Here is a 25,271-nt window from a genome sequence, read left to right on the forward strand (position 1 = left end):
ACCAGTATTTTAAGTTATATAATAATACTAATTAAATTATTGTGAGTGTGATTATGCCCCAGTCTCTGCTGCCAAATATTCTTCAATTCATCGGTCAGATAGACCCTTTCGATAAGATCCCTAAAGAAGCACTTCGTGAGCTTGCCTCTAATGTTCAGATCACTTACCTCGGCAAAGGGGATGTGGTTGATCTGTGTGAGTCGGGTAAAGAGAAGTCGCTTTATATCATTCGAACGGGCTCCATGGAGCAAAGAAAATCAGACGGCGTACTTCGTGCGCGTTTAGGCAGTGAAGATTTGTTCGGCTTTACGTTCTTAGATTCTGAAGTTAACGACGAGAAAGGCTATCGCGCCGTCGCCATCGAAAACACCTTACTTTATGTGATACCACACTCGGCACTTCAAACGTTGTTCAAAGCATTTCCAAGCTGTGCTGAACACTTTGCATCACAGGCTCAAGTTCGCTTGAAGTCGGCACTTGATGTGGTGTGGTCAAATAAAGAGAAGGGCTTGTTCATTCGTAAGGTTGAAGAGGTGGCAAGCGGGCAGGTGGCCATCGTCAAATCTGAGCAAACCATCCAATCGGTCGCGGTAGAAATGCTGCATCAACGCTCTCCTTGTGCGGTGATCTATGAAGGTGAAACCATTGTTGGCTTGATCACCGACCGTGATATGACCAAACGCGTGATTGCGCACGGTGTTAGCACTGAAAATTTAATCTCTGAGGTAATGACACATTCTCCACTCACAGTAAAACCGGACGATCTTGTGTTGCATGCTGCGTCTATCATGATGCAATTCAACATTCGTAACCTTCCTGTAGTGAAAGAGAACAAAGTCGTTGGCCTTCTGACGACGTCTCACTTAGTTCAAAACCACCGTGTTCAAGCGATCTTCTTAATCGAGAAAATCAAATATGCGGGCAGCGTGAAAACCATGTCTTCCTTCACTTCAGAGCGACAAGCTATTTTTGAAGCGCTGGTGGAAGGTAAGGTTGCACCGGAAACGGTCGGCAAGGTAATGACCATGATTATGGATGCCTACACACGCCGATTGATTCAGATAGCAATTGATAAGTTAGGCCCGCCGCCGTGTGATTTCTCTTGGATAGTGGCGGGTTCGCATGCTCGTAACGAAGTTCACATGCTGTCTGATCAAGACAGTGCGATCGTACTGGCTGACGATGCAACCGACAGCGACCGCATTTACTTTAAACACTTAGCCATGATGGTGACCAACGGCTTAGCGAGCTGTGACTACCCACTCTGTCCGGGTAAATTCATGGCTGCGACGCCAAAATGGTGTCAACCGCTCAGCGTATGGAAGCACTACTATAAAAAGTGGGTGGCAAACCCTGAGTACGAACGCTTACTCAACATCAGTGTATTCCTAGAGATTCGTACCATTTACGGCAACAGTGAGTTTGAAGGCATTCTCCGTGATGAACTGCATAACAATATTCGCAGCAACCGTGAGTTCTTAAGCACGTTAGTGAAAGATGCGGTGAACACCAACCCACCTTTGGGCATCTTCAATAGTTTGGTACTTGAGAAGTCGGGTGAGAACAAGAAAACACTCAACGTGAAGAAGTACGCTATTAACTTGATCATCGATTTAGCGCGTATTTACGGTTTGGCGGTTGAGTGTGACTTGTCGGCAACGGACGAACGTTTCGCTGCTGCTAATGAAAAAGGCATGTTGAGTGACGACGCATTCAAGAACATCCTTGGCGCGTATCAGTTCATTCTGTCTTTCCGTTTCGGACACCAATTAGAGGCCTTGAAGAACGGGGAGGTGCCAGACAACAATATCAACCCAGACAGCTTTGGTAGCTTTGAACGTAAGCACTTGAAAGACGCCTTTAGAATCATTGCCGACCTTCAAGAAGCGGCGAAAATTCGTTTCGGAGCGCGTTAATGAAAGCCTTGTTGAACTACTTTCACCCGCTTGAGCGAATTAAACGCAAGCGTAAGCAATATCTGGGTACAGTTAAGCTGCCAGAAGCGTTACATGATTTGGTAGAACAGCCTTGTCCTGAAATGACAGATCTAGCCAAAGACAGCGACTATATTGTATTGGATCTTGAAACCACAGGCTTAGACAGCGAACAAGATCTTATCTTGTCTATGGGATGGGTCGATGTGGTAAAGGGGCGAATCGATTTGGCTTCGGCCAAGCATATCTACTTGAACAATGATTCTCAGATCAACGCTGAAACCGCGGTGATTAACCACATCACACCACAGATGTTGGAAGAGGGAGCATCTATTCATGATGCTATGCTCACTTTCTTCGAAGCAGCAAAAGGTAAGATCATCGTCGCGCACGCGTGTGTGGTCGAAGAGAAGTTCATTAGCCAATATCTGCTGAGATGTTATGGCTTAAGGCAATTGCCTTTGCTTTGGTTGGATACACTGTGTATTGAGAAGAGCATGGAGAAAGCGATCAGCAACCATGAAGAGGTGGACTTAACTCTGGCGGGTACGCGTGAAAGGTATGGTCTGCCTGAGTACAACAGCCACAACGCGTTAGCAGATGCAGTCTCTACGGCTGAGTTACTATTGGCACAGCAAAAGCGAGTAGTGCCTAACGATGAAGTGACACTTTCATTTCTATATCGAATCAGCCACTAGGGCAGTAACTTCAATTACTTGACGCTTATTGGGTGAAGGGATTTCAAAGCAAAAAAAAGCCAGCGATTAAGCTGGCTTTTGTTTAGGTCTTAGAAAATTAGGACAGTAATTATCTTAGATTTTTCATGTAGCTATCGATTAGAAGCTGTAAGTTAGACCAACACGGCTACGTAGTTCGCGAGTCGCTTTAGTCGATGAAGTGCTCACATCACCAAACTCTACGTATGGTGCCCACTGACCCATTATGTGACGAATACTGGCGTTTAACTCGTAGTTGGTATCGTCGTTGTCGTAGATGTCATATCCATCCGCTTTGTAGTAGTTACCTTCTAGACCAAAGCGCCAGTTTTCCATTGAGTAGTTAACGTTTGCCGTTAGACGGTGACGACGTTGATTAGAAACGTTTTTATCAACCGTGATTGGAACACCGTCACTATCAACAATAACATCACCATTGTCATCGAATTGATACTCTGAGCTGCTAGTGTTCTGTCTCATATCGTAACGGTAACGAGCACTTAGGCTCAGGCCATCAACGCTATCCACTTTGTATGTTGCACGAACTTGAGGCTTATACGTAACGCCTGATTCACGGCCTTCAATTGGCATACCGTAAGTCATTGTCCAGTTATCGTTGAGAACATGGCGGTAATTTAGACCAAGTTCCCAACCATTGTTCTTCAAATCTTCCATGAATTTACCGTCTTCTCCCTTGAATTTCGCTTCGATATCTACAAGGAAGTTGCCAATGCTATCGCCAAGTTTTACACGAGTAGCGTGTTGATCTGTATGACTCTTGTATTCGTGTCTCATATCGAAAGACGCAGCAGATACAGAGCCAGCAGCGAGTACAGATGCCACAGCAATCACGATTTTAGTTTTATTCATGGTATTAGTTCCATATTTATAGGTTTAGTAATGGCTTAAGTCTCAAGCCAAATAGAGTAGTTCTAGCTTTCATTGCATCCAGTGGTTGAGGTTATTAAGTTTTTCTCAATTCTAGATTTGCATTTAAATAATACAAATATGGTAGCGGTCTGAGGCGTGATGATCTGTGAATTAGATCGTGTTGTAGTGACAAAATCACTATTTACAAAGGGTTACAAAGTTGATCTAATCCAGTAAGTTGATGATTTTTATTGATTTATTTAGCTGTTGATAATGATTTTGAAGAGTTTTGTTCGTCAATAAATGTGCGCTACAGCAAAGAATTGAACCTTTAGATACTATTTTTATTTGTAATACATTATTATTTACTAACTTTCTGTAGCAACACATAACTTTGCTGTGTTGATTGTATGAACAGACGGTGTGAAGCCGAATAAGTAAGAGTGGTCTTGAAGCGAAATGGATTAAATCCAACCGCTTTAAAAGCATGAGGCATTTACTTGAGGTGATTTAAAGCTCAATCAGAGAAGGTTTGAAATGTAGTAGGCAAGGCAGTGACATAGCCTGCTATATGAGTATGAACTTTATAGGAATGAACAGGGTTCGAATAGTTACCCTTTGTTCTCATCAGCGACAAAGAAGAAATCGTTGAAGTGCTTGCGAAAGCATTTTGATTATTGCTCCCAACTATTCTAATTATAACTTCTGCTTTCGTTTAGAAAGGTAGGAGATGGTAGTCGAAGATCTGCCCTTGCGCTCATGTTGATACAGGCAACATGAGCGTTTTTTTATCTGAAATTTGAGTAGAGAGTCGTTTGAGGCTCAATAAGCGTGTAAACCGCGGCTTAAGAGTTAGGCTTTTAAGTTGATGACAGCACGTTCAAGTGAGTCTGTTTCCTCTACCACTGAAGTTGCAGAAGCTGCGTTTTTTGAAGCACTTTTCACATTGGTCATTGTCAGCTGTTTGATGGAATCTACGTTTTCGATGATCTCTGATGTGACCTCACTTTGCTCCTTCATGGCATTGGATACCTCTAAACTGTTATTTAGAATGGTTTCCATATCTGCGATAACGGAAGTAATTCTTGAATGCGCATTTTCACAAGAGTCGACGCTACTGTTGCCTTTCTCACAACAACTTTTAATCGTGTTTACGACTGTTTGAGTCTGATCTTGAACGCCTTTGATAATCCTTGAGATCTCTTCGGTCGAAAGTTGTGTTCGACCAGCCAACGTCCTGACTTCATCTGCCACCACTGCAAAACCACGGCCTTGTTCTCCTGCACGAGCAGCTTCGATTGCTGCATTTAGGGCGAGTAGGTTGGTTTGTTCAGCGATGTCTTTGATCACCTCTAACACGGTATTGATCTTCTCTGAGTGGACAGAAAGGCGATTCACTTCTTCACTAGCACTGACGAGGTCAGTCGAAAGGGTATTGATGGTGTTCCGCGTAAATGCGACATCATTCAAGCCATCATTCGCAGTGCTAAAGCTGGTTTGCGCATTGCTGGAAGCATTTTCGCTATTGGTCGCAACACTTTGGATGTTGCTGCCCATTTGGTTTATCGCAGTCGCAATGTTTTCGGTTTGTTGTTGCTGTTTGTTTAGCGCGCTTTCAACGTCCATACCGTCTTGCTGCAGTTGACTAGAGACGTGGCCGAGCTCATGTATCGAACCTTGTACTTGGCTTACCAGCTGGCGCACATCAATCAGTACTGCATTAAATGACCGAGCAATATCTGCAATTTCGTCAGAGCTGTTGTCTTCTGCTTTCACCGTGAAGTCGCGTTGTTCGGCGACCACACGCATGGTTGAGTTCAGTGATTGAATCTTTTGAGAGATGCGTGAAGAAATCCCGAGTGAGAGTGCGATCAAAACTGTAGTGACAATCGTCACTGAGCTGATGATAAAAGTGGTGATTGTTTCTTGGGTCGAATCGACGCCTTTTTCTAGCCGACTTTCTACGGCGGTGAAGATAGAGATGATATCTTCAAACAGCATTTTCATTTCAGATTTGAGTTCGGCGACCTTGGCTGGGTTGTGGTCGATGGCATCTACCATTAACGAGAAGTCTTTGTCGTATTGCTTTACTTCGAGTGTCAGCTTTTCTAACTCAGGGACTGCGATATCAGACTCTTTAAGCAAGACAGAAAACCTGCCCATTAATTGTTGAAAGTGAGAGTATTCTTGAGCAAATACTGGCTTGAGCGTTTTATCATGGCTTATTAGAAACTCTAATTCTGTTCGATTGAGTTGAAGCATCGAGACTTCGAGTGACTTTACCTTGATTAATGTCTTCTCAAGCTTGATTAGCTTAAGGTTCGCTATTTCTGTGAATGAAACTACGATCAGTAAAGACAGGATGGATAAAAAAACAAGGCTAATTAGGGAAGTTTTAATTTTCATAGGCGGGCACCAAAGCAAAACAATATGACTCAACAACGTATTTAGAATCGTGTTTCTCTTATTTGCGTGTTAGATAGCTTACGAAAACGATGAATGAGATCTGACTCGCACGGAAACGTTTGCTCACGGTATTTTATGAAATTGTTATGTGCAAGTTAAATATTTATTATTTTCAATACTTATTGATGATTGTTTTGTCATTATCTGGTGTTTGCGAACCCACTATTACTTGAAAAGTGGAAAACTATACGTTTGCCGAATAGCTGAAAAGTTAGGCTGTTAAGAGTAGGTAACCTATCCCTATGTAATCTGGTGGGGACGAGCGCTGCATACCGTGTGGTTATTTAAGGAAGAGTGACGACAGTTAAGCTGAAGAAGAGTGTTCCCGCATTGAACGAAGAACACTCGTCGTTAAATTTAACTTTGAGTTGGCATCCAAACCTGCTTAGAGGTAATTTTGTGATCTTTAAAAGTCATTTCTTCAACTTTGTCACCATTAACATTCCAGCGTGTCAATTTGCCGTTGGCTATTTTACCTCCACTAAATTTGGTTTCTGTCGCTTTATTGCCATTAGTGTAGTAATCAGTCACCAAGCCATCTTTTAATCCGTCTCTGTACTTTGCAGTTAGGCTCTTTTCGCCATTTGGATACCATCGAGTAGCAACCCCTGATAACTCATTATCTTTGTAGTTGAGCTCTGCTTTTTTCTGCCCGTTCGGGTACCAAGTCTCGGCTTTACCTTGTAATTCACCTTTAACGTAATTGACCTTGGAAGCGACTTGCCCATTTGGGTACCAGTTCGTTTCTAAGCCAAGTTCCAGGCCATCAGCAAATTGAGCTTGGGTTGCAATTTGGCCGTTATCGAATTTTTCTTCAAATTGACCAGTGAAGGGTTTTGAGTGGTTTACTTGATATGCCACGCCTTTGCGCATCTGTAAATAGTCGACAGCATCTTCTCGTGGAGCCGCGGCATAACTCATAGAAGACACCGTACTAAGAGCAATCAATATTGGGATGTATTTCTTCATAATGACACCTTTTTATTGGACGAGGGAAAGTGTAACCGGTGTGTTAACAGCATTTCACTTCTATGAATTACTGTCAGTATCTATTAGTGGTTTTCAAGTTTTCATTATTAGCGGTCTAATGAAGGGAACTTTTCAAAGCGAAATTTGACTATAAACTCGCAATATTTGTAATACAAATGAGTCGTGATTATTCATTTTTATAAGCTATATCTAGTGCTGTTTCCGTTGTTCGAATATGAAAATTTGCCGTAACGATTAACCGTCTTTAACGATTGTTATTAATTTCTTAGTGACTTTGTTCTTGTTTTTCGGGGGTTAGATGGGTTTTGGCGCTGTGGGCTGCACTAAGTTGATGAAAGGCGCTCCCAGACGGTGCAAATTTGAACTCGATCACTTGTATGATTAATTGAGAGGCGGACTGTAAGATCACTGTCACGCATTTAAATTATTGTAGTACAAATGTACTTGCCATCTATCTATAGTGACCCTAACAAAAAACATAAACAAAAAGGTCTTAAAGATGGAACTCAATACCCTGATAGTTGGCATCTATTTCCTATTCTTAATTGCGATAGGGTGGATGTTTAGAACGTTTACAAGTACGACAAGTGATTACTTCCGTGGGGGAGGTAACATGCTGTGGTGGATGGTAGGTGCAACGGCATTTATGACCCAGTTCAGTGCGTGGACATTTACCGGCGCCGCAGGTAAAGCTTTTACCGATGGTTTTGCGGTAGCGATTATTTTTATTGCTAACGCGTTCGGTTACCTAATGAACTACCTTTACTTCGCTCCGAAGTTCCGCCAACTGCGCGTTGTGACGGTAATTGAAGCGATTCGTATGCGTTTTGGTAAAGTGAATGAGCAAGTCTTCACTTGGTCTGGTATGCCAAACAGCGTTATCTCTGCAGGTATCTGGTTGAATGGTCTAGCGATCATCGCATCGGGTATCTTCGGCTTTGATATGACAACAACGATTATCCTAACGGGCCTGGTTGTACTGATCATGTCAGTGACGGGCGGCTCTTGGGCGGTAATCGCATCTGACTTTATGCAGATGGTTATCATCATGGCGGTGACGGTGACATGTGCAGTCGTGGCTATTTACCACGGTGGCGGTGTTACACAGATCGTTAGCGACTTCCCAACGGATTCGTTCATCACGGGTGACAACCTTAACTACATGAGCATCTTCAGCATCTGGGCGGTGTTCATCTTCTTAAAGCAGTTCAGCATTACCAACAACATGCTTAACTCTTACCGCTACCTTGCTGCGAAAGATTCAAACAACGCACGTAAAGCCGCTCTGCTTGCTTGTGTACTAATGACGCTTGGTCCAATCATCTGGTTCATGCCTTCGTGGTTCATGGCTGGCCAAGGGGTTGATTTAGCAGCCGCTTACCCTGAAGCTGGCAGCAAAGCCGCTGACTTCGCTTACCTTTACTTCGTTCAAGAATACATGCCGGCAGGTATGGTTGGCCTTCTGATTGCCGCTATGTTCGCAGCAACTATGTCTTCAATGGACTCTGGTCTAAACCGTAACTCAGGTATCTTCGTTAAGAACTTCTACGAGCCGATTCTTCGCCCTAAAGCGAACGAAAAAGAGCTAATGGTTGTTTCTAAACTAACGTCTACTTTCTTCGGCATCGCGATCATCTTGGTTGCTCTGTTCATCAACTCTCTTAAAGGTCTGAGCCTTTTCGACACCATGATGTATGTGGGCGCATTGATCGGCTTCCCAATGACGATTCCAGCATTCTGTGGCTTCTTCATCCGTAAAACACCGGATTGGGCAGGTTGGGGCACGCTAGTTGTAGGTGGTGTGGTTTCTTACTTCGTTGGTTTCGTTATCACTGCTGACATGATCCAAAACTGGTTCGGTCTAAACGAGCTAACTGGCCGTGAGTGGGCTGACCTGAAAGTAGCTATCGGCCTTATCGGTCACATCGTATTTACTGCTGGCTTCTTCGTTCTATCAACACTGTTCTACAAGCCTCTTGCCGAGCATCGTGAGAAAGACGTAAACAAGTTCTTCAACAATCTAGCGACACCATTGGTTGCTGAAAGTAACGAGCAGAAGAAACTGGATAACAAGCAACGTCGTATGTTGGGTTCACTTATCGCAGTTGCGGGTGTGGGCGTAATGACAATGTTCGTACTGCCTAACCCAATGTGGGGACGCATGGTGTTCGTTCTTTGTGGCTTGATTGTATTCTCTGTTGGTTTGCTGCTTGTTAAAGCGGTAGATGACAAGGTAGAGAAGCAAGACGAAGTAACACCAGCTGAAAGCTAAGTCCTTATTCTTCAAGAAATACGGCTTTCAACAAGACGATAAGTCTTAAGAAATTATAAGTTCAAACAAAGAAAACTTTAATAAAACGGTCACCAGTTTGGGTGGCCGTTATTTTGGTAATCCAGTATTTAACGTGAGATGTAAGATGAAGAAAAAATTAATTTCGGTAAGCATTATTAGCGCGTTTACGTTGGCTTTTGCGACAGGCTGTACCATCCAAGAAAAAACAGCACCCGTGATCAGCGTGGCTGAGCAAGCAGTGCCTTCGATCAGCGAAATCGACCGTAGTTACTTATTAATCAGTGACCGCTTAACTGAGGTTGATGGCAATACACTAGACGTTGCTTTAGAAGAACAAGTGGCTGCACTTAAGGCGCAATTTGAGAACCTAAAAGATGGCGACGAAGTGGTTATCCCTAATGGTAAATACGCAAATTTAGGCCAGGTGACGATCACTGCAAATGACGTCACAATCCGAGCTGAACAAGCAGGCTCCGCATGGCTGACAGGTCTAATTCAGTTTGAACTGAAAGGTGATGACATCACGCTTGATGGTCTCGTATTTACAGAGGGTGGTCCAAACGAACGTTTTGGCGCAGTACGTATGATGGGTAATGGCAACACGTTGCAAAACTCAACATTCTACTACTTCAACCATGATTACACGTACGAGCCAGATGAGCGTCGCTCTGAGTATCCAAAGTACCTTTGGGTTTCTCTGTGGGGTAAAGATGGCAAGGTGATTAACAATCGTTTCGAAGGTAAGCAAAAGCGCGGCACCTTGATCGGTGTTCAAAAGGATGACACGTCAGACAACCACCTGATTGCTAACAACATCTTTATGGATCAAAAGCCAAACCAGTTTAATGAATTCGATATCAAAGAAGCGATTCGCTACAACGGCAACAGCTGGGAAGCGATCCGTATCGGTGACTCTAAGTCTTCGCAGTGGGATTCAAGCTCCAAGTTCGTGAACAACCTGATGATCGATATGGACGGTGAGCGTGAGCTTATCTCTATTAAGTCGGGCGACAATACGATTTCAGGCAACACGATCTTCCAAAGTGCGGCACTGATTTCACTGCGTCACGGCAAAGGCAACACGGTTGAGAACAACATGATCTTGGGTAACGAGAAACGCCTAACGGGTGGTATTCGTATCTATGATGAAGACCATGTGATCCGCAACAACTACATTGCTAATACTCGTGGCCGTGATGGTGTGATTGAAGGTAACGCTGACTTACGTGGTGGTATCGTGATCAACACGGGCATCATTGATGTGGCGAACGGTGAACAGCTTGACCAATCAGTGAAAGGTAAAGAGCTTAATAAGCAATGGACTCCGAAAAACATCACCATCGAAAACAACTCTCTAGTCGATACGGAGTGGGGCATTGTTTATGGTAATCAAAGCCATCGCGTAAGCCTGTTTAATAACGCAGAAGTAGAAGGCATTTATGCCGGTGTTGATATTGCGTTCAAACACAACGTGGTTGATAACTCACAAACACCTGAATTTGTGAGTGTTCGAGCGACTCATGACTTCCCATTAGTCGGCGCAACTTACACAGATGAAACTTACGTTGGTCAAGTCACAGACTCTGAACTGATTGAAAGCTACTCGGTTGAGCTACCAAAAGTAACGGTCGAGAATGGCCTGAATGCTTACCAAGGTGAGGGCGCAGATGTGTCTAAACTCTCAGTTGTGACCGCTGAAACAGCAGGTCCAGATTATGTACTTGAGAACACAACTAAGTAACTTATATATTAACGCTAAATACTTAATGGTATGAGCTATCGAATCGGCCCACGGTAGCTCGTCCAATCAAAACGAAAAAAGTCTCAACGACTAATACTTGTTGAGGCTTTATCGATCTTGAGCCATCACTATGATTTGTATTTATGCAGAAGATCCCAAGGGATGTGGCATAAATGATGGTCTTCTGGGGAGTGGCTTAAATGATGCTGGTGGATGTCGTCGCTGGCGATATAGTTAGTCAATGGCAACACTTCAACAGCGATGCGCTCGGCGTCTTCACGTGATGCGATATAGCGCTGCGCTTCAGCTAAGTGTTTGGCTTCGGTGCTGTAAACGCCAGTGCGATACTTTTCTCCTACATCAACCCCCTGTTTATTGATGCTGTAAGGGTCAATGATCTCAAAGAGGTGGCCCATTAGCGCCGTTACTGAGGTGAGGTGTGGGTCAAATTCAATTTGTACACACTCTGCGTAGCCATCATATTCGCTTGGTTTGCTTTGGTTATCCTTTATTTGAGAACGTCCATTAGCACGACCTGCTTCTGTGCTTATCACGCCAGGCACATACTTAATGAACTCTTGTACGCCCCACAAGCAACCACCCGCTAAATAAATTTGTTCCATACTTCTTTTTAAGCTCTCTGAGTTTTTGTTTGATGGTTTTGACCTGCAGCTTAAACCCTAGCTGTAGATTGGAGCCTATATCAATACGCGTTAGAAGCGCATGTACTAAAATAAGCTCATAAAAACAAACGCCTAAGCATTGTAAATTGTCGCAGATGAACAAATGTAAGTTGAATGCGATATCGAGATTATATAGGCCATCGCAACTTGTCACCAACCCGAAACTCAACATTAAGTGAGAGTTAACCTAATCATGTTTGAACAAGTCAAAGACTTCATTAACCCGAGTAAGAATCCTGACCTGACTCAGGCACACGAATATCAACGAAAACATTTGCCAACCTTGTGGCTGCTCGGCAAAACGGGTGCAGGTAAATCATCGTTTATTCAAGCTGTCACAGGTGATTCCTCGGTGGAAGTCGGCAATGGATTTGCACCGTGTACCATGACAGCCATGTCGTATGCGTTTCCTCAAGACAAACCTGTGATGCGCTTTCTTGATACTCGTGGTTTGGGTGAAGCGGATTATGATGCGAAAGAAGATCTGGAAGAGATTGGTCAGGCAGGTAATGCGCTCGTTGTGGTGATGAAAGCCGACGAACCTGAACAATCCGCCGTGCTTACTGCTCTAAAACAGATTAAGAAACAGAAGAAGATTAAACACTTGTTGCTTGTTCATACGGCTGTGTTGTCTTCCAGTGAAATAGATCGAGCAAGGCAAATTCAGTTCAACACCAACCAAGTAGAAAAGGTGTGGGGTAAAGGGTTTGAATCGGTAGCGGTCGATTTTGAAACCGATAATGGTGATGTCTATAACCTCGAATTCTTGTTAGATCGCTTGACCAGCATACTTCCTGTTATAGGCATGATGGTGCAAGACAAAGAACACGCTACGCAAGAAGAAGCCAACTTTGACCAAGTCGAAAATGAAGTGCTTTGGTATTCAGGAAGTGCAGCGGCTAGCGACCTGGTTCCAGGCGTGGGCTTGGTGTCTGTGCCTGCGATTCAAGCGAAAATGCTTCATAGTTTGGCTAACCAATGTGGGGTGGAGTGGAATAAGAGAGTCTTTAGTGAACTTATTGGTACTCTAGGCAGCAGCTTTGCGGTGCAATATGGAGTGAAGCTTGGCACTCGACAATTGGTTAAGTTAATACCTGTTTATGGGCAAACGGTTGGTGCCGTGGCCGCTGCGGCAATGAGTTTTGGTACCACTTATGGTCTTGGGCGAGCGGCATGCTATTACTTCTATCACAAGAACAGAGGCGAAGAAGTTTCTGAACAAGAGATGCAAAAAATCTATAAAGAATCCCTGAAAAAAGGTAAGGCAGCGTCGGGTTATGAAGAAAATTAAGAACTTATTTCGATTGCTCGCTGTGTTGTCGAGCGGGCGGTGGGGCATCGCTCTGATTTCGGCGATCTTTCCGAGCATCATCATGATGGGCTTTGGTCTGTTCTTGGCAATCAAGTATGGCTATCTACTGGAACTGTCGATAGCCATTGCTGTGAGTACCTTGCTGTTCACGATTCCGTTATACATCTCTAGCCGCTCTTCACGGAATTCAACTAACAGTGATGCGGAATCAAATATAACAGATGAAACCCAAACTGAGTCATTAAGCCACAACATCGACGATGCGTTGGTCAAGGCGTCAAATGAATGGTCTCAAGCTGAACTGTCGATCTGGAACGACTCGAAACATTACGTTCGTCAACAATTAGTCGATGATATTGAGTGGGGTAATCTTGACCAAACTGGTTTGCAGGTACTGGAGTTCGTCGCCAAAAAGTTTGGTAAGAAGTCGCTCGATTTTTCAATTCCAGAAGGGCTCAAGCTGTTTGAAGAGGTAAGTCGTCGTTACAAAGTGGTGGTAAATGAGCACATACCGGGCATTGAGTACCTTAAGGTTTCTTACATCAAAGCGGGCTACGAAGCCTATGATAAATATGGTGAGTTGGGGCAGAAGATCTTCAAAGCGGCGATTTGGGGGAATCACCTTAAAAATCTGTATTTGAATCCATTGAAGGTTATTTCTGACTTGGGTCGTGAGCAAGCGACAGCCTCAATGACAAAAGGCGTTGTGGATGACATGCAATATGCAGCGAAACAAGCCTTGCTTGATGAAGTGGCAGCGGTTGCCATCGATTTATACAGTGGGCGTTTCAGCATTGAAGACGAAGCGTTAAAAGCGTCTGGTGTTTCAGAAGTCGACGAGAAACGTTTTGCTCATGAATTAGAGCCTGTGAGAATTGTGCTGGTGGGGCAAACAAGTTCGGGTAAATCATCGATTATCAATGCTCTCAAAGAGGAAATGGTTGCAGAGGTGGATGTTCTCCCATCAACGGACAGCTCTACGGTTTACAACGCATTTGTTGATGACAATGATGTGAGAGTGGTTGACCTTCAAGGGCTTGATGGAAATGCCAAAACTGAAGCTGTGATGCTTAAAGAGATGACTCAAGCTGATGTGGTGTTATGGGTACTTAAAGCGAACCAGTCTGCTCGTGAACTGGACAAGCAGCTTAAAGATAAGTTTGATGCGTTTTATGATGATCCTAAGAACATTTCGCGCAAGCAGCCAATTGTGATCACGGTGGTTAACCAAGTCGATCGGTTAAAGCCTGCGGAAGAGTGGCAGCCACCTTACGATTTGGATAATCCAACCTCGGCAAAAGCTAAGATCATTGCTCAGGCCCTTGAATACAATCAAACACTCCTGAAGCCTGATATTGCTTTACCACTAGCGATTGCACCTGAAAAGGTACAGTTTGGTTTAGAGGCTTTGAAACAGACGCTAATAGAGCATATTGCAGATGCCAATAACGTGCAGAGAAATCGTCAGCGCCTCGAAGCTATCAACAGAGGAACTTCGGTAAAAGGCCAGCTTAATAAAGCCATGAAAGCGGGTAAGAAGGTGGCTCCGAGTGCATTGAAAGCCGCGACGCCTAAGCTGGCTGAGTTGGCGATAAAACAAGTCACCAAGAAAAAATAGCCAACAATACCAAAGCGATATTCGTTAAGCCGTAATATCGCTTTGATAAATAGTGTCTTTTATATTTCTGAACTTTTAATCCTTGAACTTATTATTATCTTTAAATTAACGAACTAGTGTAATAGTGCATTAAGTCATTCTTATGATAGTGTGATATAAGACAATAAAGAACAGCGCTGTGATTGTAAGTATTGATCACATTTATGATTTAATCGTCTTTATTTATAAAATAATTGCACTATATTTAAATTTCGGATCACTTTGATTTCAACGTAGGGATATATTGTGAACATGTATCTGAAATGGCAATCAACAACATGGCTAACCCTGTTAGCTTGGTATACTTTAGATCATCAGCTCTCTTTCCACCTTTCTTCAGAGTAGTACTCTCTGGGCGTCACTCGCCAGCGGAGCCTTTGAGCTTTGCCAATCCGATTAGTTTTGTCTTTGACTAATGCGCTAAGCAATGCGGTCACTAATACATTAGCTGTTAGTTTCATGCAGTCGTTATTTATCTCTTGGTCATTATTAATTGGATCCTAATCAATACATTATTGATTTAATAATTTATTTCTAGCTATTAAATTTTATCGTAATTATCACGAGTGCGATAGTTCGTAAAAATAAAATTAATAGTGATGACTCGTGACATCTAAAAATAATTAATTTGGCTTCTTCTCCCTAAGCTGAATTTGTTGAAAGGTATTATTATGGAAAATTTCAAACATCTACCAGAACCGTTTCGTATTCGTGTTGTAGAGCCAGTAAAAAGAACCACCTATGCTTACCGTGAGCAAGCCATTGTCGAAGCGGGAATGAACCCATTTCTACTCGACAGTGATGATGTGTTCATCGATTTGCTGACAGACAGCGGTACCGGCTCAATCACACAACGTATGCAAGCAGCGATGTTGATGGGTGATGAAGCCTACAGTGGCAGTCGCAGTTACTACGCACTGTCGAACGCAGTGAAAGATATCTTCGGTTATGAGCTGACTATTCCTACTCACCAAGGTCGCGGCGCTGAGCAGATTTACATTCCTGTTCTGATTAAGAAGCGTGAAATTGAAAAGGGGCTCGATCGCAGCAAAATGGTCGCTTTGTCGAACTACTTCTTCGATACCACACAAGGCCACACTCAAGTGAACTGCTGCGTGGCGAAAAACGTCTATACCAAAGAAGCGTTTGATACCTCAGTGAATGCAGATTTTAAAGGCAACTTCGATGTCGTGAAATTGGAAGAGGCGATTTTAGAAGCGGGTGCTGCCAATGTTCCTTACATCGTGAGTACCATTACCTGTAACTCGGCTGGCGGACAACCTGTCTCTATCGCCAACCTCAAAGCCGTGTATGAAATCGCTCAGAAGTACGATATCCCAGTGATCATGGACTCTGCACGCTACGCTGAAAATGCTTATTTTATTCAGCAGCGTGAAGCCGGTTATCAAGATTGGACGATCGAGCAAATCACTCGCGAGTCCTATAAATATGCAGATGGTTTGGCGATGTCGGCCAAGAAAGACGCGATGGTACAAATGGGCGGCTTGTTGTGCTTTAAAGACGACTCTTTCATGGATGTGTACACAGAATGTCGAACCCTGTGCGTCGTGCAAGAGGGTTTCCCAACCTATGGTGGCTTAGAGGGCGGTGCAATGGAGCGCCTTGCGGTTGGGCTATACGACGGCATGCGTCAAGATTGGCTGGAGTATCGCATTGGTCAGGTGCAATACCTGGTTGATGGCTTAGAAGCGATTGGCATCGTGTGCCAACAAGCGGGCGGTCACGCTGCGTTTGTTGATGCGGGTAAGTTACTTCCACATATTCCAGCGGGTCAGTTCCCGGCTCATGCTTTAGCCTGTGAGCTGTATAAAGTTGCGGGAATCCGAGCGGTTGAGATTGGCTCGTTACTACAAGGTCGTGACCCGGTAACGGGAGAGCAGCATCCATGTCCTGCAGAGTTATTGCGCTTAACCATTCCGCGCGCGACTTACACACAAACCCACATGGACTTCATTATTGAAGCGTTCGAAAAAGTGGCAGAGAATGCAAGCAAAGTGAAAGGGCTCGATTTTGTTTACGAACCACCTGTACTAAGGCATTTCACTGCGCGTTTGAAAGAGGTGGAAACCTATGAGAGCCAACCTGAAAAAAAGAGTGAACCAACGCTCGAAGAAGCATTTTAAAATAAAAACATAAGCGAATAGTCACTAGAAATATAATCAAAGGCTCCCTCGGGAGCCTTTTGTTTTTCGAGTAAGACCAAGGGCGCAAGGTATCATCGGCTGGTGTCGAATAGGCTTGTTTAATCTAGGCTGGGCTTAGTTGTTTTTCAGGGTTGCTTTCAGTATGCGTAATAACCACTGATTTAACGGTGCATCTTTTTGCGAACGGCGGCAGCTCATCACATAGCTCACGTCAATGGCCAGTATTTCAGGTAGATCTATACTGCGGCAGCCCTCTGGCACGCTACCACTAAGTGTGATGCCATAATAGTCAGACTTGAGGACCACATCGTGAATCATCGCAGGGTGGTCGACTTCTACTTTTGGAGTGACGTCGAACCCTATGTTTCGAAGGCGCTCAAGGATAGGGTATTTGTTGTCATTCCACCCCGGGGTTTTAAATAGAACCGTTGGAAAATTTGCCAGTGACGCGAACTCTTTCGCTGGGTGAGCATCCCTTACAAAGAACACCACTTTTTCTTTTCCGAACTCCATTTGAGAAATCGACTGTGGCATAGTTTCATCAAAGTAGTGAACCGCTATCGATTCTTCGCCGTCAATCAATCGGTTCTTAACATTGCTTCCCCATCGAACAAATGAATAGTTTGCGTGCGGCGCTTGTTTACTCAAAGCAAAGTAGAGTTTCGAGCCAAAGCGCTCCCAAAATAGCGTATTCGCGTAGATCTTTATGTCGCCTTGATAGGACTCTGGGGAAAACTCTTGGTGTTTTATGGACTCGATGCTACTGAGTATTTGTTCAAAATTACCGATATTACTTTCAACAAATGTTGTGGGTTCAAACCCTTGCTTAGATTGAATGAACAAAGGATCACCGAGTTGGGCTTTGAGCTTGGCTAGGTTTTTACTGATCGCCCCCGGCGTTTTACCTAATGACTCCGCCACTAAGCTAACATTACGCAGTTCATACATTCGCTTTATAACAAGGATATTTTGAATATCTAGATTGAGGTCCACAGGCTCTCCAAATTGGTCCTTAATAGGCAGAAATTATGTGACCTTAATATCATAGTGGTAATGTCCGATTTTTAAGACAGGACAACGTCAGAAGATCGCTAATCCCTTGATTTTCCATTTGGTAAATCTCGCTTTTCCTCGTGTCGTTATCTCTCTGTCGTTAAAGTTACCTCAACAAAGCAACACAGATATTAGACGAACAGATAATTAGAAATACAACGAGGTGATGTATGAATAAGTTACTTGCGCTTGGCTTGATGGCACTTTCAATGAACACCGCTTTTGCTGCTAGCGACGCACATACCGGTACTATCGATATGACAAGAAGTGAAGTCAGCCAAGTTAAGGCTGAGCGTGTAGAATCAGACTTAACACTCGAAGGAAGAAATGAGGCAGCTTTGGGTGGAATCAAATTTCAAAAGCATGTTGAGCAAAACCAACCGATCCAACTTACAGGTCGTCGTGATTAACGCTTAAAGTGTGCTTACCACTTTAAACGTTCTGCCATTGTCATGAGAAATGCTGTGCCTTAGGGTGCAGCATTTTTCGTTATGGGACTCACTCTCTTGTGACTGTGATGCTCATCAAGCCTTGGCATGGTGTGTAACGTGTGGCATTTTGGTCACAATTAAAGGTTTTGCTGCATTAGATAAGCTTGGAAAGGAAGAGCTGATGATACGTCATATTTTACTGATAAAATTCAAAGAACATGCGGAGCTTTCAGAGATTGAAAAGCTAAAGGTGCTGTTTGAGGCAATGCCAAGCAAGATTGAAGGCGTAACTTCCGTAGAGTGGGGGCTAAATGATAGTCCAGAAAACAAGAACCAAGGTTATAGTCATTCGGTCTTAATGACGTTTGAAGATGAAGCTGGGCGACAAAACTATCTACCACATCCAGAACACGATGCCCTGAAAGAGGTATTTCGTCCGTTGTTGGATGACATTATCGTGTTTGATTATTCTCTTTAGCCCTACTAATTTCTCAGTTACAAGATGTAAAGCGTATAGGCATAGGCATAGGCATAGGCCCATACGCTTTGGTCAGAGCGAAAAATTACATGTTACTCTGTCGGCAATATGGTGACAGGAGTGAAAGAGGCTACGGCATTACCACCTGCACCAGGACGGTCAACATAAGGGGTGTTTTGCATTAAGGTGTAGTAGACGTCCACAAAATCATCGTCATTAACCAACACATTGTTTGGGATCAGCTCAATGATTTTACTGGTGATCTGAGGGATGATGGCATAACCCTGTACTTCTGGATCTGGAATCATTTTCAAAATCTCTTCAGCGGCTTGCACCAGCAGCTTCGCTAGGTCTTTATAGTTGGTGCCGTCATCATGTTCCATCAAGATCATGTCTGCAGCCCCCCAGCGGTAACGAGGCCAGAAGATGATGCTTTGGCTCGGATAGTAAGTCTGTTTGTCGTAGTCTAAGTAAGGCATCTCAATTAAGTCGATTTGCGGAGCTATACGACTTGAATCTACTCCAGTGACGATAGCGTAGATTTCCGCTTTGCCTGAGATCCACGGTTCTCTATCGATGGCTAAGCGAATCTTGGTTAACTGAGTGGTATTCAACTCTTCAGGCTCCGATTCAGCTAAAGAGCGCGCATCACTGTTAAATAGCGTCTGCTTTTGAGGTTCTTCGTGCTTGCTGCTAGCACTGTTGCTGCCTGAGTTAAGTTGTGTGTCTGTACCTTGTTTTTGCATTTCAGCTTGCATGGTCATCAACCCAGCCTTGAGCTCTTCGGCACCATTGCTGTCGATCACAAATACCGGGACATCGGGCATTTGGTACACGTCTAATTCATGAACTTGCCCATACACATCGTAAGCTTCGATGTATTGCCAATTTGAATCATCGCCCGATGGTTCGTAAGCAAACAGTGGGCTTTCTCCATTTTTCCAGGCTTCAACCATGGCTTCATCAGCCATCCTAATTTCTAAGACAGAATCACTGAAGTCGTCGATCCCTTTCATCTTACGATAGCTAAGATCGGCTTTGTGCATCTTGCTTGAAAAGGCAGAGTAGGGTTGGGCCGAGTTCAGTGTGTCTAATGGCGTCGATAAACTTTTTTCGCTGATTTGCTTTTTTAGAGAAGACTCAATGTCAATGTAGCGAGCACTTATTTGTAACGCTAGTGATTGCTTTTGTGCAGCGACATTCTTTGCAACAGCAATAGAGTCAGTAAGAGAGTGTGGTGTATCGATATTGTTTGCATAAGACTGAAAGCCAACTACTGTCGTCGCAAGTACCATACTGATTGTAAAAGATGGTCTCATAAATAATCCTTATTTTAATTTTTATCATTAATAGAGCAATTGCCCTACAGGATTAACCTATCAATAAGGTGAATGTGTTTAAAACTTAGTTAGTGATTTCTGTATCGGTATTTAGCACAAGATCTCAGTTCTATTGATTGTTGTGAAATTTATATAATGCAAACTTGATATTTGAATTTTTATAAACCAATCAATAGTTAAATGACAATATTATTATCTATTTATATGTTTTGTGTAATGAAGGTATGTTTTCAGTACTGATTTTGAATTGGCTCCTAAACGACCGAATTAGGAACAGATGTGGGTAGGTAGGAATAATATTAAGAGGTTACACGTCAATAAGAGTTATAGGATTTCACTATATCTACTATAGTTTCGGCCGTATTTCGGAAGAGATAGTTTTCGGTATAATTCGACTCCCTTAATTAATAGCGCAACGAAATGATCTGCGCACTACGTTATTTTTGAGACCAATCCACTCCTCATAGAACAACGTTATGGCGGTTTCCTCTCGTTAAATTGCTTCGCGTTAAACACTTCCTACATTGCACAAGTATTACTGAGGTTTTTGGCTTTATCGCATTAGAAATGGCGCTATAGGAATACTGCATATGACAAACTTTAACCGCGCTTCACGCTTATCAAAGGCATTGATTTTTATCTTTATTCTTTCTAAGTCCGCTTTCGGTCTAGAAGTGCCAGATAACGCACTTGAATCCTATGTTGGTGATTTCTCGGCTTTGAAAGAGAAAGGTGTAGTGCGTGTTTTAGTCTCAGGTGATATTGGTTTCTATCATATTGAAAATGGTAAGCCAAAAGGGATTTTAGCGGAGCAAATCTATTACTTTGATCAGGCACTTAAACTTAGTGATCCACTGTTGCGCGTCAAGGTGATTCCGGTAGAGCGAAGTGAATTGCTTGAAGCGTTAAACCAAGGGCGAGGGGATATTGCGGTAGCTAACCTTACGGTAACCGAAGAGCGTCAAAGGTTGGTGGATTTCAGCATGCCTATTCGCCGCGATATCGATGAGGTGTTAGTAACAAGCCTATCTAAGCCTTCAATCAGCAATGTCACACAACTACAGGGTAAAGAAGTGTGGCTTAAGCAGAATTCTAGCTACATCAGTAGCGTTCAAAAATTGAATCAGCAGTTTGAGAGAGAAGGAATGGAGCCTATTTATATTCATTTGCTCAACGCGAACCTGCAAGACCTTGAACTCCTCGAACTGATTAAGAGTGAGAAGATCACAGCAACCATTGTTGATAGCCATAAGTTGGAGTTGTGGGAGAGTTTAGAGAAGGACATTAAGATCCATAAGGGAATCACCTTTAGAGAAGACGCAGATATCGCGTGGGCCATTCGTAAGAATAGCCCTCAACTGAAAGCCCAAATAGACCACTATTTGCAAGAATCGAAGCAGGGCACGTTACTCGGGAACGTGATTGATAATCGATATTTAGACAGCGTTTCATGGATGACTCGTGCGTCTAATCCACAGCAAAACCGACAAAGAGATAAACTAGAAGCTTTGTTTGTTTCTTATGGTGAGAAGTACGATATCGACTGGTTCATTCTCCTGGCAATGGCTTTTCAAGAATCAGGGCTCGATCACTCGAAAGTATCGCACCGTGGTGCTGTGGGGATTATGCAGGTGATGCCTAATACGGCTCGGGATTGGTATGTAGACATTGATAATGTGTACGATTTGGAAAGTAACATTCATGCTGGAAGCAAGTATTTACGCTTTATCCATGACAGATACTTTGATAAGCCTGAAATATCTGACATCGATAAGATTTACTTTAGCTTAGCTGCCTATAACGCTGGACCAGCAAAAATAAGAAGAATGCGAAAATTAGCGGCGCAGCAAGGGTATAACCCAAATAAATGGTTTAATCATGTTGAGAGTGTCGCAAGAGAGAACATAAGCCAAGAACCAGTAAAATATGTCGCGAATATAAGTCGCTATTTTACGATTTATCAGCGCCTAGATGAATTTCAAGACACGCGAGAAGAGCAGTTAGGTAATATGACAAGGCAATTGAATATCAAGCGACTGTCTGACTATTTTGCTTATTAATAAGTGTCTGATTAATATGATGAGTCAAAAAAAGGGGTAGCGTTCTGCTACCCCTTTTCGTGTTATAAGCACTGACGATTGCTAGTTATTTTTACTCACTCACGATGAGCTTATGATTGCTTCGCAGAAGCCATGTACATCTGCATCTCTTCTAAACTGGTTTTTGCGATAACTTGGTTATCAAGAGAGTAGTGGACTTCATCGCCAAAACGATGACCTGTTAGTGTTGCACGTGTGCCGTCGTTGTACGTGAGTTCGATAGCAACTTCATCTTGATTGATAACTTTCATCTCACTGTGATCAATGACGTGTCTAGCTAATGGGTCGATAGGCGCGTCGGTCAAGCTTTCGTCCAATTGGTCGTTAATGTCGATGTAAGTATCAACTTTAGTATCAAAAATGTGCGGCTTTTTATTGATTGGGTTTTTGCCTGTCCAGAATTCTAGTGAGTTAAACACAATGTAATCGGCAGCAACCGTGATACCGTAGGCAGGGGCAAGAAGCATGTTTAAGCCACCACGAGCATAGCGGTTATCAACGGCTTTTACGTTGAATTCCATCAATTTACCCGTTACGGCATTACTACCTACACAACCAAATAAGGTGACAAGGCTCGCTGATATAATTATCGGTTTTACAAATCGGTTCATCATTCTTTATTTCTATAGACGTATATTAAGGAGCCGATAATTATGTCAAAGTCATCAATCTTCTAGTATAAAGCGTCGCCTATACTAGATATCAGAAAAACCTATATCTCTATATAAACCAAAGAACTAGCGCCGTTATTCTTGTAATTTACCGTTCATATTGGTGGTGGGTTAAGTCATATTTATTAGAAGGTTTTAACAAAGCTCTGTCATAACCCTAACTGAAGTATGGAATTAGGTTGGGATAATAACGAGTCAGTTAAACGAAATTACTTTCTACGTTTATTCATTTAAATGACTGCCTGAAGAGCCCGAATGAAACGATTTAACCTAAACCTCATCTATTACTTTATTGCGATATATGAAGAAGGAAACTTAACGTACGCAGCAGAAAGGCTCAATATATCTCAGCCTAGCCTCAGTGCTCATTTAAAGCAGCTTCGAGATGAATATCGTGATCTGTTGTTCGTAAGAAAATCGTACACGCTTGAGCCGACACCAGTCGCTAATGACTTGTATCCTATCTTTAAGCAAGCACACAAGCTTGTCTCTTACTCCTTGCCTGAAACTCATGACTTTGAACCGAAAGCGTGTCACTACACGTTTAGAATTGCTGCAATGAGTGTTTCAAGCAGCGTCATTCTGCCAAAGGTTCTTGATAAGATTCAACAAGAAGCACCCAACTGTGTCATTGAGATTGTAAATCTAAAAGAAGATATGGCGACTGACATCCGAGAGAAGAAGATTGATCTTGTGGTTGACCTGACCAATGCTCATTCAACATTGTTGAGTCAAAAAATCTGGAGTGATGAACTTTGTGTTGTTTGTAGCCAGAACCACACACGCATCAAAGAGCAAGTTAGTTTAGAGCAATACCTTGCAGAAAAGCATGTAATGCTCACTCATGATAACTATCGAGTGAATCAACTTACCAAGTTTCATAGTCCGATCTTTGAAGATCGTATAGTCGCAAGGAAGCTCAATTCGATTGCAGACTTCTCTGAGACTATTTGCAACAGCGACTGGATTGCGACCTTACCGAAAGGCGTAGCCAACACCCATTTTGACAAGAACAAAATCAAGTTGTTAAAAATGCCATTTGAATACACAAGGCCTTCGTTAAGCGTGTTTTGGCACAGTAATCGTAACGACGATATCGTCAACCAATGGTTAAGAGACCTGTTTGCTAGCGAAGTATTGAGCTTAAGTTCCGAACTATAGAAAACGCCAACTTATTCGAGTAGGCGTTTTGGCCATCTGACCCGCTCTTCATGTATACAGTGCCTTATGGTACAAATGACAACATTCGAAATACTCGCGGCTTTAGAAATATTAGTGGCTATTGCCAAAGAGACGCCCATTACAACAAAGACTGACTTATGAATTTTGATATCAATGCACTGAAACACCACCAACTGGTTGAAGATGGCCAACTTGAAGGCTGTTACATTCATCAGCCAGCTCAAGGTAGCCAGCAAGATGACAAAGAGGTATTGGCAGAGCGCGATGCGCTAGAGAGCATAGGCCACAAGGTCGTACAAGTTAAAGCTAAAGGTGGTACAACAACGTTCGCTGAGGCAATGCAAAAGTTAGTGAAGAAGACAGGCCACCAATCCAAGAACTAAGTGAATAGGGGGCTAGGTAAGGCTAGAGTGCCCCCTATATTTTCTCGGTTAGTTAGCTCCTACTTAAGCCTCTGTTACCTATTCAAGCTTTAAAAATGACAAAACCTGCCGCTAAACCCAAGTTATATTTTGTCTTCCACACATTAAAATAATACATCGCTGATCTTCATAGTAATTAGGACGTATAGGCTGCTTAAAAAGTAAGGAAACAATATGGCCACCGTCTATGTAAGCATCGGAAGCAACATCAACCGAGAACATCACGTCACTGAATCTCTCAAAGCGTTAAATGACCACTTTGCACCACTGCACCTATCCAATTTTTACGATTGCGAGCCTGTTGGTTTTGAAGGCGACAATTTCCTTAACCTAGTGGTGGGGTTTGAATGTGACCTCGCTGTCACAGAACTCTCTCAGGTTCTTCATCAAATCGAACTGGACAACGACCGCAAGCGTGAAACCAAAGAATATGCTTCACGTACAATGGACATCGATATTCTTCTTTATGGCAATCAAACCGGCATCATTGACGGTATAGAGCTGCCTAGAGGTGAAATCACCGAGTACGCTTTTGTACTTCGCCCATTAGTCGATGTTGCGGCGCAAGAGCGACATCCCACTCTAGACATATCGTTTCAGCGGCTCTGGAACAACTTCGACCAAGCGAGTCAGAAAACCGCCCCCATCCCTTTTGAGCTCAGTTTCATGCAGCCATCGCAGCGGCTAAATGAGGAATGAACTCGTTATCACCTGAGCTCTACTGATCTTTTCTTAAAATAAGCACGTAACTGACTTCACTTCCTAAGG

General features: G+C 43.1%; 20 protein-coding genes. 13 read left to right on the forward strand and 7 right to left on the reverse strand.

Going from position 1 to position 25,271, the window contains the following annotated elements; translation table 11 throughout:
* The first annotated feature begins 53 nt into the window (after positions 1-53).
* Both F0232_RS05190 and F0232_RS05195 read left to right on the forward strand, forming a co-directional pair.
* Complete coding sequence (locus tag F0232_RS05190; RefSeq protein ID WP_017632462.1) at positions 54-1,916, forward strand: DUF294 nucleotidyltransferase-like domain-containing protein; 1,863 nt, start codon at positions 54-56, stop codon at positions 1,914-1,916.
* Positions 1,916-2,632, forward strand: coding sequence for a 3'-5' exonuclease (locus F0232_RS05195; protein WP_008223443.1), 717 nt, complete (start codon positions 1,916-1,918; stop codon positions 2,630-2,632). Before F0232_RS05190 ends, F0232_RS05195 begins: the two co-directional genes overlap by 1 nt.
* A gap of 138 nt (positions 2,633-2,770) precedes the next feature.
* On the opposite strand, the gene F0232_RS05200 is transcribed toward F0232_RS05195, so the two are convergent.
* The 3 genes from F0232_RS05200 to F0232_RS05210 all read right to left on the reverse strand — a co-directional run bounded on the left by F0232_RS05200 (position 2,771) and on the right by F0232_RS05210 (position 6,955).
* On the reverse strand, positions 2,771-3,520 hold the full coding sequence (locus F0232_RS05200; RefSeq protein WP_048616477.1) for an oligogalacturonate-specific porin KdgM family protein: 750 nt from the start codon (positions 3,518-3,520) through the stop codon (positions 2,771-2,773).
* Between the two features lie 852 nt (positions 3,521-4,372).
* Positions 4,373-5,926: a methyl-accepting chemotaxis protein gene (locus tag F0232_RS05205; RefSeq protein WP_105057245.1), complete on the reverse strand. Its 1,554-nt coding sequence runs from the start codon at positions 5,924-5,926 to the stop codon at positions 4,373-4,375.
* 417 nt (positions 5,927-6,343) lie between these two features.
* On the reverse strand, positions 6,344-6,955 hold the full coding sequence (locus F0232_RS05210; RefSeq protein WP_105057244.1) for a toxin-antitoxin system YwqK family antitoxin: 612 nt from the start codon (positions 6,953-6,955) through the stop codon (positions 6,344-6,346).
* Between the two features lie 520 nt (positions 6,956-7,475).
* Here F0232_RS05210 and F0232_RS05215 point away from each other — a divergent pair.
* Positions 7,476-9,248 (forward strand): transporter, encoded by a 1,773-nt coding sequence (locus tag F0232_RS05215; protein WP_061032691.1) that lies wholly within the window; start codon positions 7,476-7,478, stop codon positions 9,246-9,248.
* Positions 9,249-9,393: 145 nt separating this feature from the next.
* On the forward strand, positions 9,394-11,010 hold the full coding sequence (locus tag F0232_RS05220; protein WP_105057243.1) for a polysaccharide lyase 6 family protein: 1,617 nt from the start codon (positions 9,394-9,396) through the stop codon (positions 11,008-11,010).
* 128 nt (positions 11,011-11,138) lie between these two features.
* Here F0232_RS05220 and F0232_RS05225 read toward each other — a convergent pair whose 3' ends face one another.
* Positions 11,139-11,633, reverse strand: coding sequence for a peptide-methionine (S)-S-oxide reductase (locus F0232_RS05225; RefSeq protein ID WP_105057242.1), 495 nt, complete (start codon positions 11,631-11,633; stop codon positions 11,139-11,141).
* Positions 11,634-11,886: 253 nt separating this feature from the next.
* Between F0232_RS05225 and F0232_RS05230 the strand changes: the two genes are divergently transcribed.
* From F0232_RS05230 to tnaA, 3 genes are all read left to right on the forward strand, one after another.
* On the forward strand, positions 11,887-12,984 hold the full coding sequence (locus tag F0232_RS05230; protein ID WP_105057241.1) for a YcjF family protein: 1,098 nt from the start codon (positions 11,887-11,889) through the stop codon (positions 12,982-12,984).
* Positions 12,971-14,623 carry a GTPase family protein gene (locus F0232_RS05235; RefSeq protein WP_105057240.1) on the forward strand — a complete coding sequence of 551 codons (1,653 nt, stop codon included), beginning with the start codon at positions 12,971-12,973 and terminating at the stop codon, positions 14,621-14,623. The genes F0232_RS05230 and F0232_RS05235 overlap by 14 nt, the downstream gene beginning before the upstream one ends.
* 710 nt (positions 14,624-15,333) lie before the next feature.
* Positions 15,334-16,806 (forward strand): tryptophanase, encoded by a 1,473-nt coding sequence (gene tnaA / locus F0232_RS05240; protein ID WP_061032686.1) that lies wholly within the window; start codon positions 15,334-15,336, stop codon positions 16,804-16,806.
* Between the two features lie 135 nt (positions 16,807-16,941).
* Here tnaA and F0232_RS05245 read toward each other — a convergent pair whose 3' ends face one another.
* On the reverse strand, positions 16,942-17,820 hold the full coding sequence (locus tag F0232_RS05245) for a LysR family transcriptional regulator (protein WP_061032685.1): 879 nt from the start codon (positions 17,818-17,820) through the stop codon (positions 16,942-16,944).
* Positions 17,821-18,050: 230 nt separating this feature from the next.
* Between F0232_RS05245 and F0232_RS05250 the strand changes: the two genes are divergently transcribed.
* Both F0232_RS05250 and F0232_RS05255 read left to right on the forward strand, forming a co-directional pair.
* Positions 18,051-18,290, forward strand: a complete 240-nt coding sequence (locus tag F0232_RS05250) for a hypothetical protein (RefSeq protein ID WP_061032684.1) — start codon at positions 18,051-18,053, stop codon at positions 18,288-18,290.
* A 202-nt stretch (positions 18,291-18,492) separates the two neighbouring features.
* Positions 18,493-18,789, forward strand: a complete 297-nt coding sequence (locus F0232_RS05255) for a Dabb family protein (RefSeq protein WP_102423243.1) — start codon at positions 18,493-18,495, stop codon at positions 18,787-18,789.
* A gap of 92 nt (positions 18,790-18,881) precedes the next feature.
* Here the strand turns inward: F0232_RS05255 and F0232_RS05260 are convergent, their stop codons facing one another.
* The gene (locus F0232_RS05260; protein ID WP_105057239.1) at positions 18,882-20,108 is read right to left on the reverse strand and encodes a DUF3103 domain-containing protein; all 1,227 of its coding nucleotides are present in this window, start codon (positions 20,106-20,108) and stop codon (positions 18,882-18,884) included.
* 611 nt (positions 20,109-20,719) lie between these two features.
* Here F0232_RS05260 and F0232_RS05265 point away from each other — a divergent pair.
* Entirely contained in the window at positions 20,720-22,189 is a 1,470-nt protein-coding gene (locus F0232_RS05265; protein ID WP_105057238.1) for a transporter substrate-binding domain-containing protein, read from the forward strand.
* A 110-nt stretch (positions 22,190-22,299) separates the two neighbouring features.
* Here F0232_RS05265 and F0232_RS05270 read toward each other — a convergent pair whose 3' ends face one another.
* Positions 22,300-22,842, reverse strand: a complete 543-nt coding sequence (locus F0232_RS05270; protein ID WP_061032680.1) for a DUF3332 family protein — start codon at positions 22,840-22,842, stop codon at positions 22,300-22,302.
* A 312-nt stretch (positions 22,843-23,154) separates the two neighbouring features.
* Here F0232_RS05270 and F0232_RS05275 point away from each other — a divergent pair, with 312 nt between their 5' ends.
* From F0232_RS05275 to folK, 3 genes are all read left to right on the forward strand, one after another.
* The gene (locus tag F0232_RS05275; protein WP_105057237.1) at positions 23,155-24,060 is read left to right on the forward strand and encodes a LysR family transcriptional regulator; all 906 of its coding nucleotides are present in this window, start codon (positions 23,155-23,157) and stop codon (positions 24,058-24,060) included.
* Between the two features lie 158 nt (positions 24,061-24,218).
* Positions 24,219-24,464: a hypothetical protein gene (locus F0232_RS05280; protein ID WP_105057236.1), complete on the forward strand. Its 246-nt coding sequence runs from the start codon at positions 24,219-24,221 to the stop codon at positions 24,462-24,464.
* A gap of 213 nt (positions 24,465-24,677) precedes the next feature.
* The gene (gene folK / locus F0232_RS05285; RefSeq protein WP_105057235.1) at positions 24,678-25,202 is read left to right on the forward strand and encodes a 2-amino-4-hydroxy-6-hydroxymethyldihydropteridine diphosphokinase; all 525 of its coding nucleotides are present in this window, start codon (positions 24,678-24,680) and stop codon (positions 25,200-25,202) included.
* Positions 25,203-25,271: the final 69 nt, after the last annotated feature.

Source organism: Vibrio sp. T3Y01 (assembly GCF_013114525.1).
Lineage (GTDB): Bacteria > Pseudomonadota > Gammaproteobacteria > Enterobacterales > Vibrionaceae > Vibrio > Vibrio chagasii_B.

Bases quoted from the DNA above. Each gene is read 5' to 3' on its own strand.
- folK (WP_105057235.1), top strand. From the start codon at position 24,678: ATGGCCACCGTCTATGTAAGCATCGGAAGCAACATCAACCGAGAACAT.
- F0232_RS05190 (WP_017632462.1), top strand. From the start codon at position 54: ATGCCCCAGTCTCTGCTGCCAAATATTCTTCAATTCATCGGTCAGATA.
- F0232_RS05210 (WP_105057244.1), bottom strand. From the start codon at position 6,955: ATGAAGAAATACATCCCAATATTGATTGCTCTTAGTACGGTGTCTTCT.
- F0232_RS05205 (WP_105057245.1), bottom strand. From the start codon at position 5,926: ATGAAAATTAAAACTTCCCTAATTAGCCTTGTTTTTTTATCCATCCTG.
- F0232_RS05275 (WP_105057237.1), top strand. From the start codon at position 23,155: ATGAAACGATTTAACCTAAACCTCATCTATTACTTTATTGCGATATAT.
- F0232_RS05215 (WP_061032691.1), top strand. From the start codon at position 7,476: ATGGAACTCAATACCCTGATAGTTGGCATCTATTTCCTATTCTTAATT.
- F0232_RS05280 (WP_105057236.1), top strand. From the start codon at position 24,219: ATGAATTTTGATATCAATGCACTGAAACACCACCAACTGGTTGAAGAT.
- F0232_RS05255 (WP_102423243.1), top strand. From the start codon at position 18,493: ATGATACGTCATATTTTACTGATAAAATTCAAAGAACATGCGGAGCTT.
- F0232_RS05265 (WP_105057238.1), top strand. From the start codon at position 20,720: ATGACAAACTTTAACCGCGCTTCACGCTTATCAAAGGCATTGATTTTT.
- tnaA (WP_061032686.1), top strand. From the start codon at position 15,334: ATGGAAAATTTCAAACATCTACCAGAACCGTTTCGTATTCGTGTTGTA.
- F0232_RS05270 (WP_061032680.1), bottom strand. From the start codon at position 22,842: ATGATGAACCGATTTGTAAAACCGATAATTATATCAGCGAGCCTTGTC.
- F0232_RS05230 (WP_105057241.1), top strand. From the start codon at position 11,887: ATGTTTGAACAAGTCAAAGACTTCATTAACCCGAGTAAGAATCCTGAC.
- F0232_RS05220 (WP_105057243.1), top strand. From the start codon at position 9,394: ATGAAGAAAAAATTAATTTCGGTAAGCATTATTAGCGCGTTTACGTTG.
- F0232_RS05260 (WP_105057239.1), bottom strand. From the start codon at position 20,108: ATGAGACCATCTTTTACAATCAGTATGGTACTTGCGACGACAGTAGTT.
- F0232_RS05235 (WP_105057240.1), top strand. From the start codon at position 12,971: ATGAAGAAAATTAAGAACTTATTTCGATTGCTCGCTGTGTTGTCGAGC.
- F0232_RS05250 (WP_061032684.1), top strand. From the start codon at position 18,051: ATGAATAAGTTACTTGCGCTTGGCTTGATGGCACTTTCAATGAACACC.
- F0232_RS05195 (WP_008223443.1), top strand. From the start codon at position 1,916: ATGAAAGCCTTGTTGAACTACTTTCACCCGCTTGAGCGAATTAAACGC.
- F0232_RS05225 (WP_105057242.1), bottom strand. From the start codon at position 11,633: ATGGAACAAATTTATTTAGCGGGTGGTTGCTTGTGGGGCGTACAAGAG.
- F0232_RS05200 (WP_048616477.1), bottom strand. From the start codon at position 3,520: ATGAATAAAACTAAAATCGTGATTGCTGTGGCATCTGTACTCGCTGCT.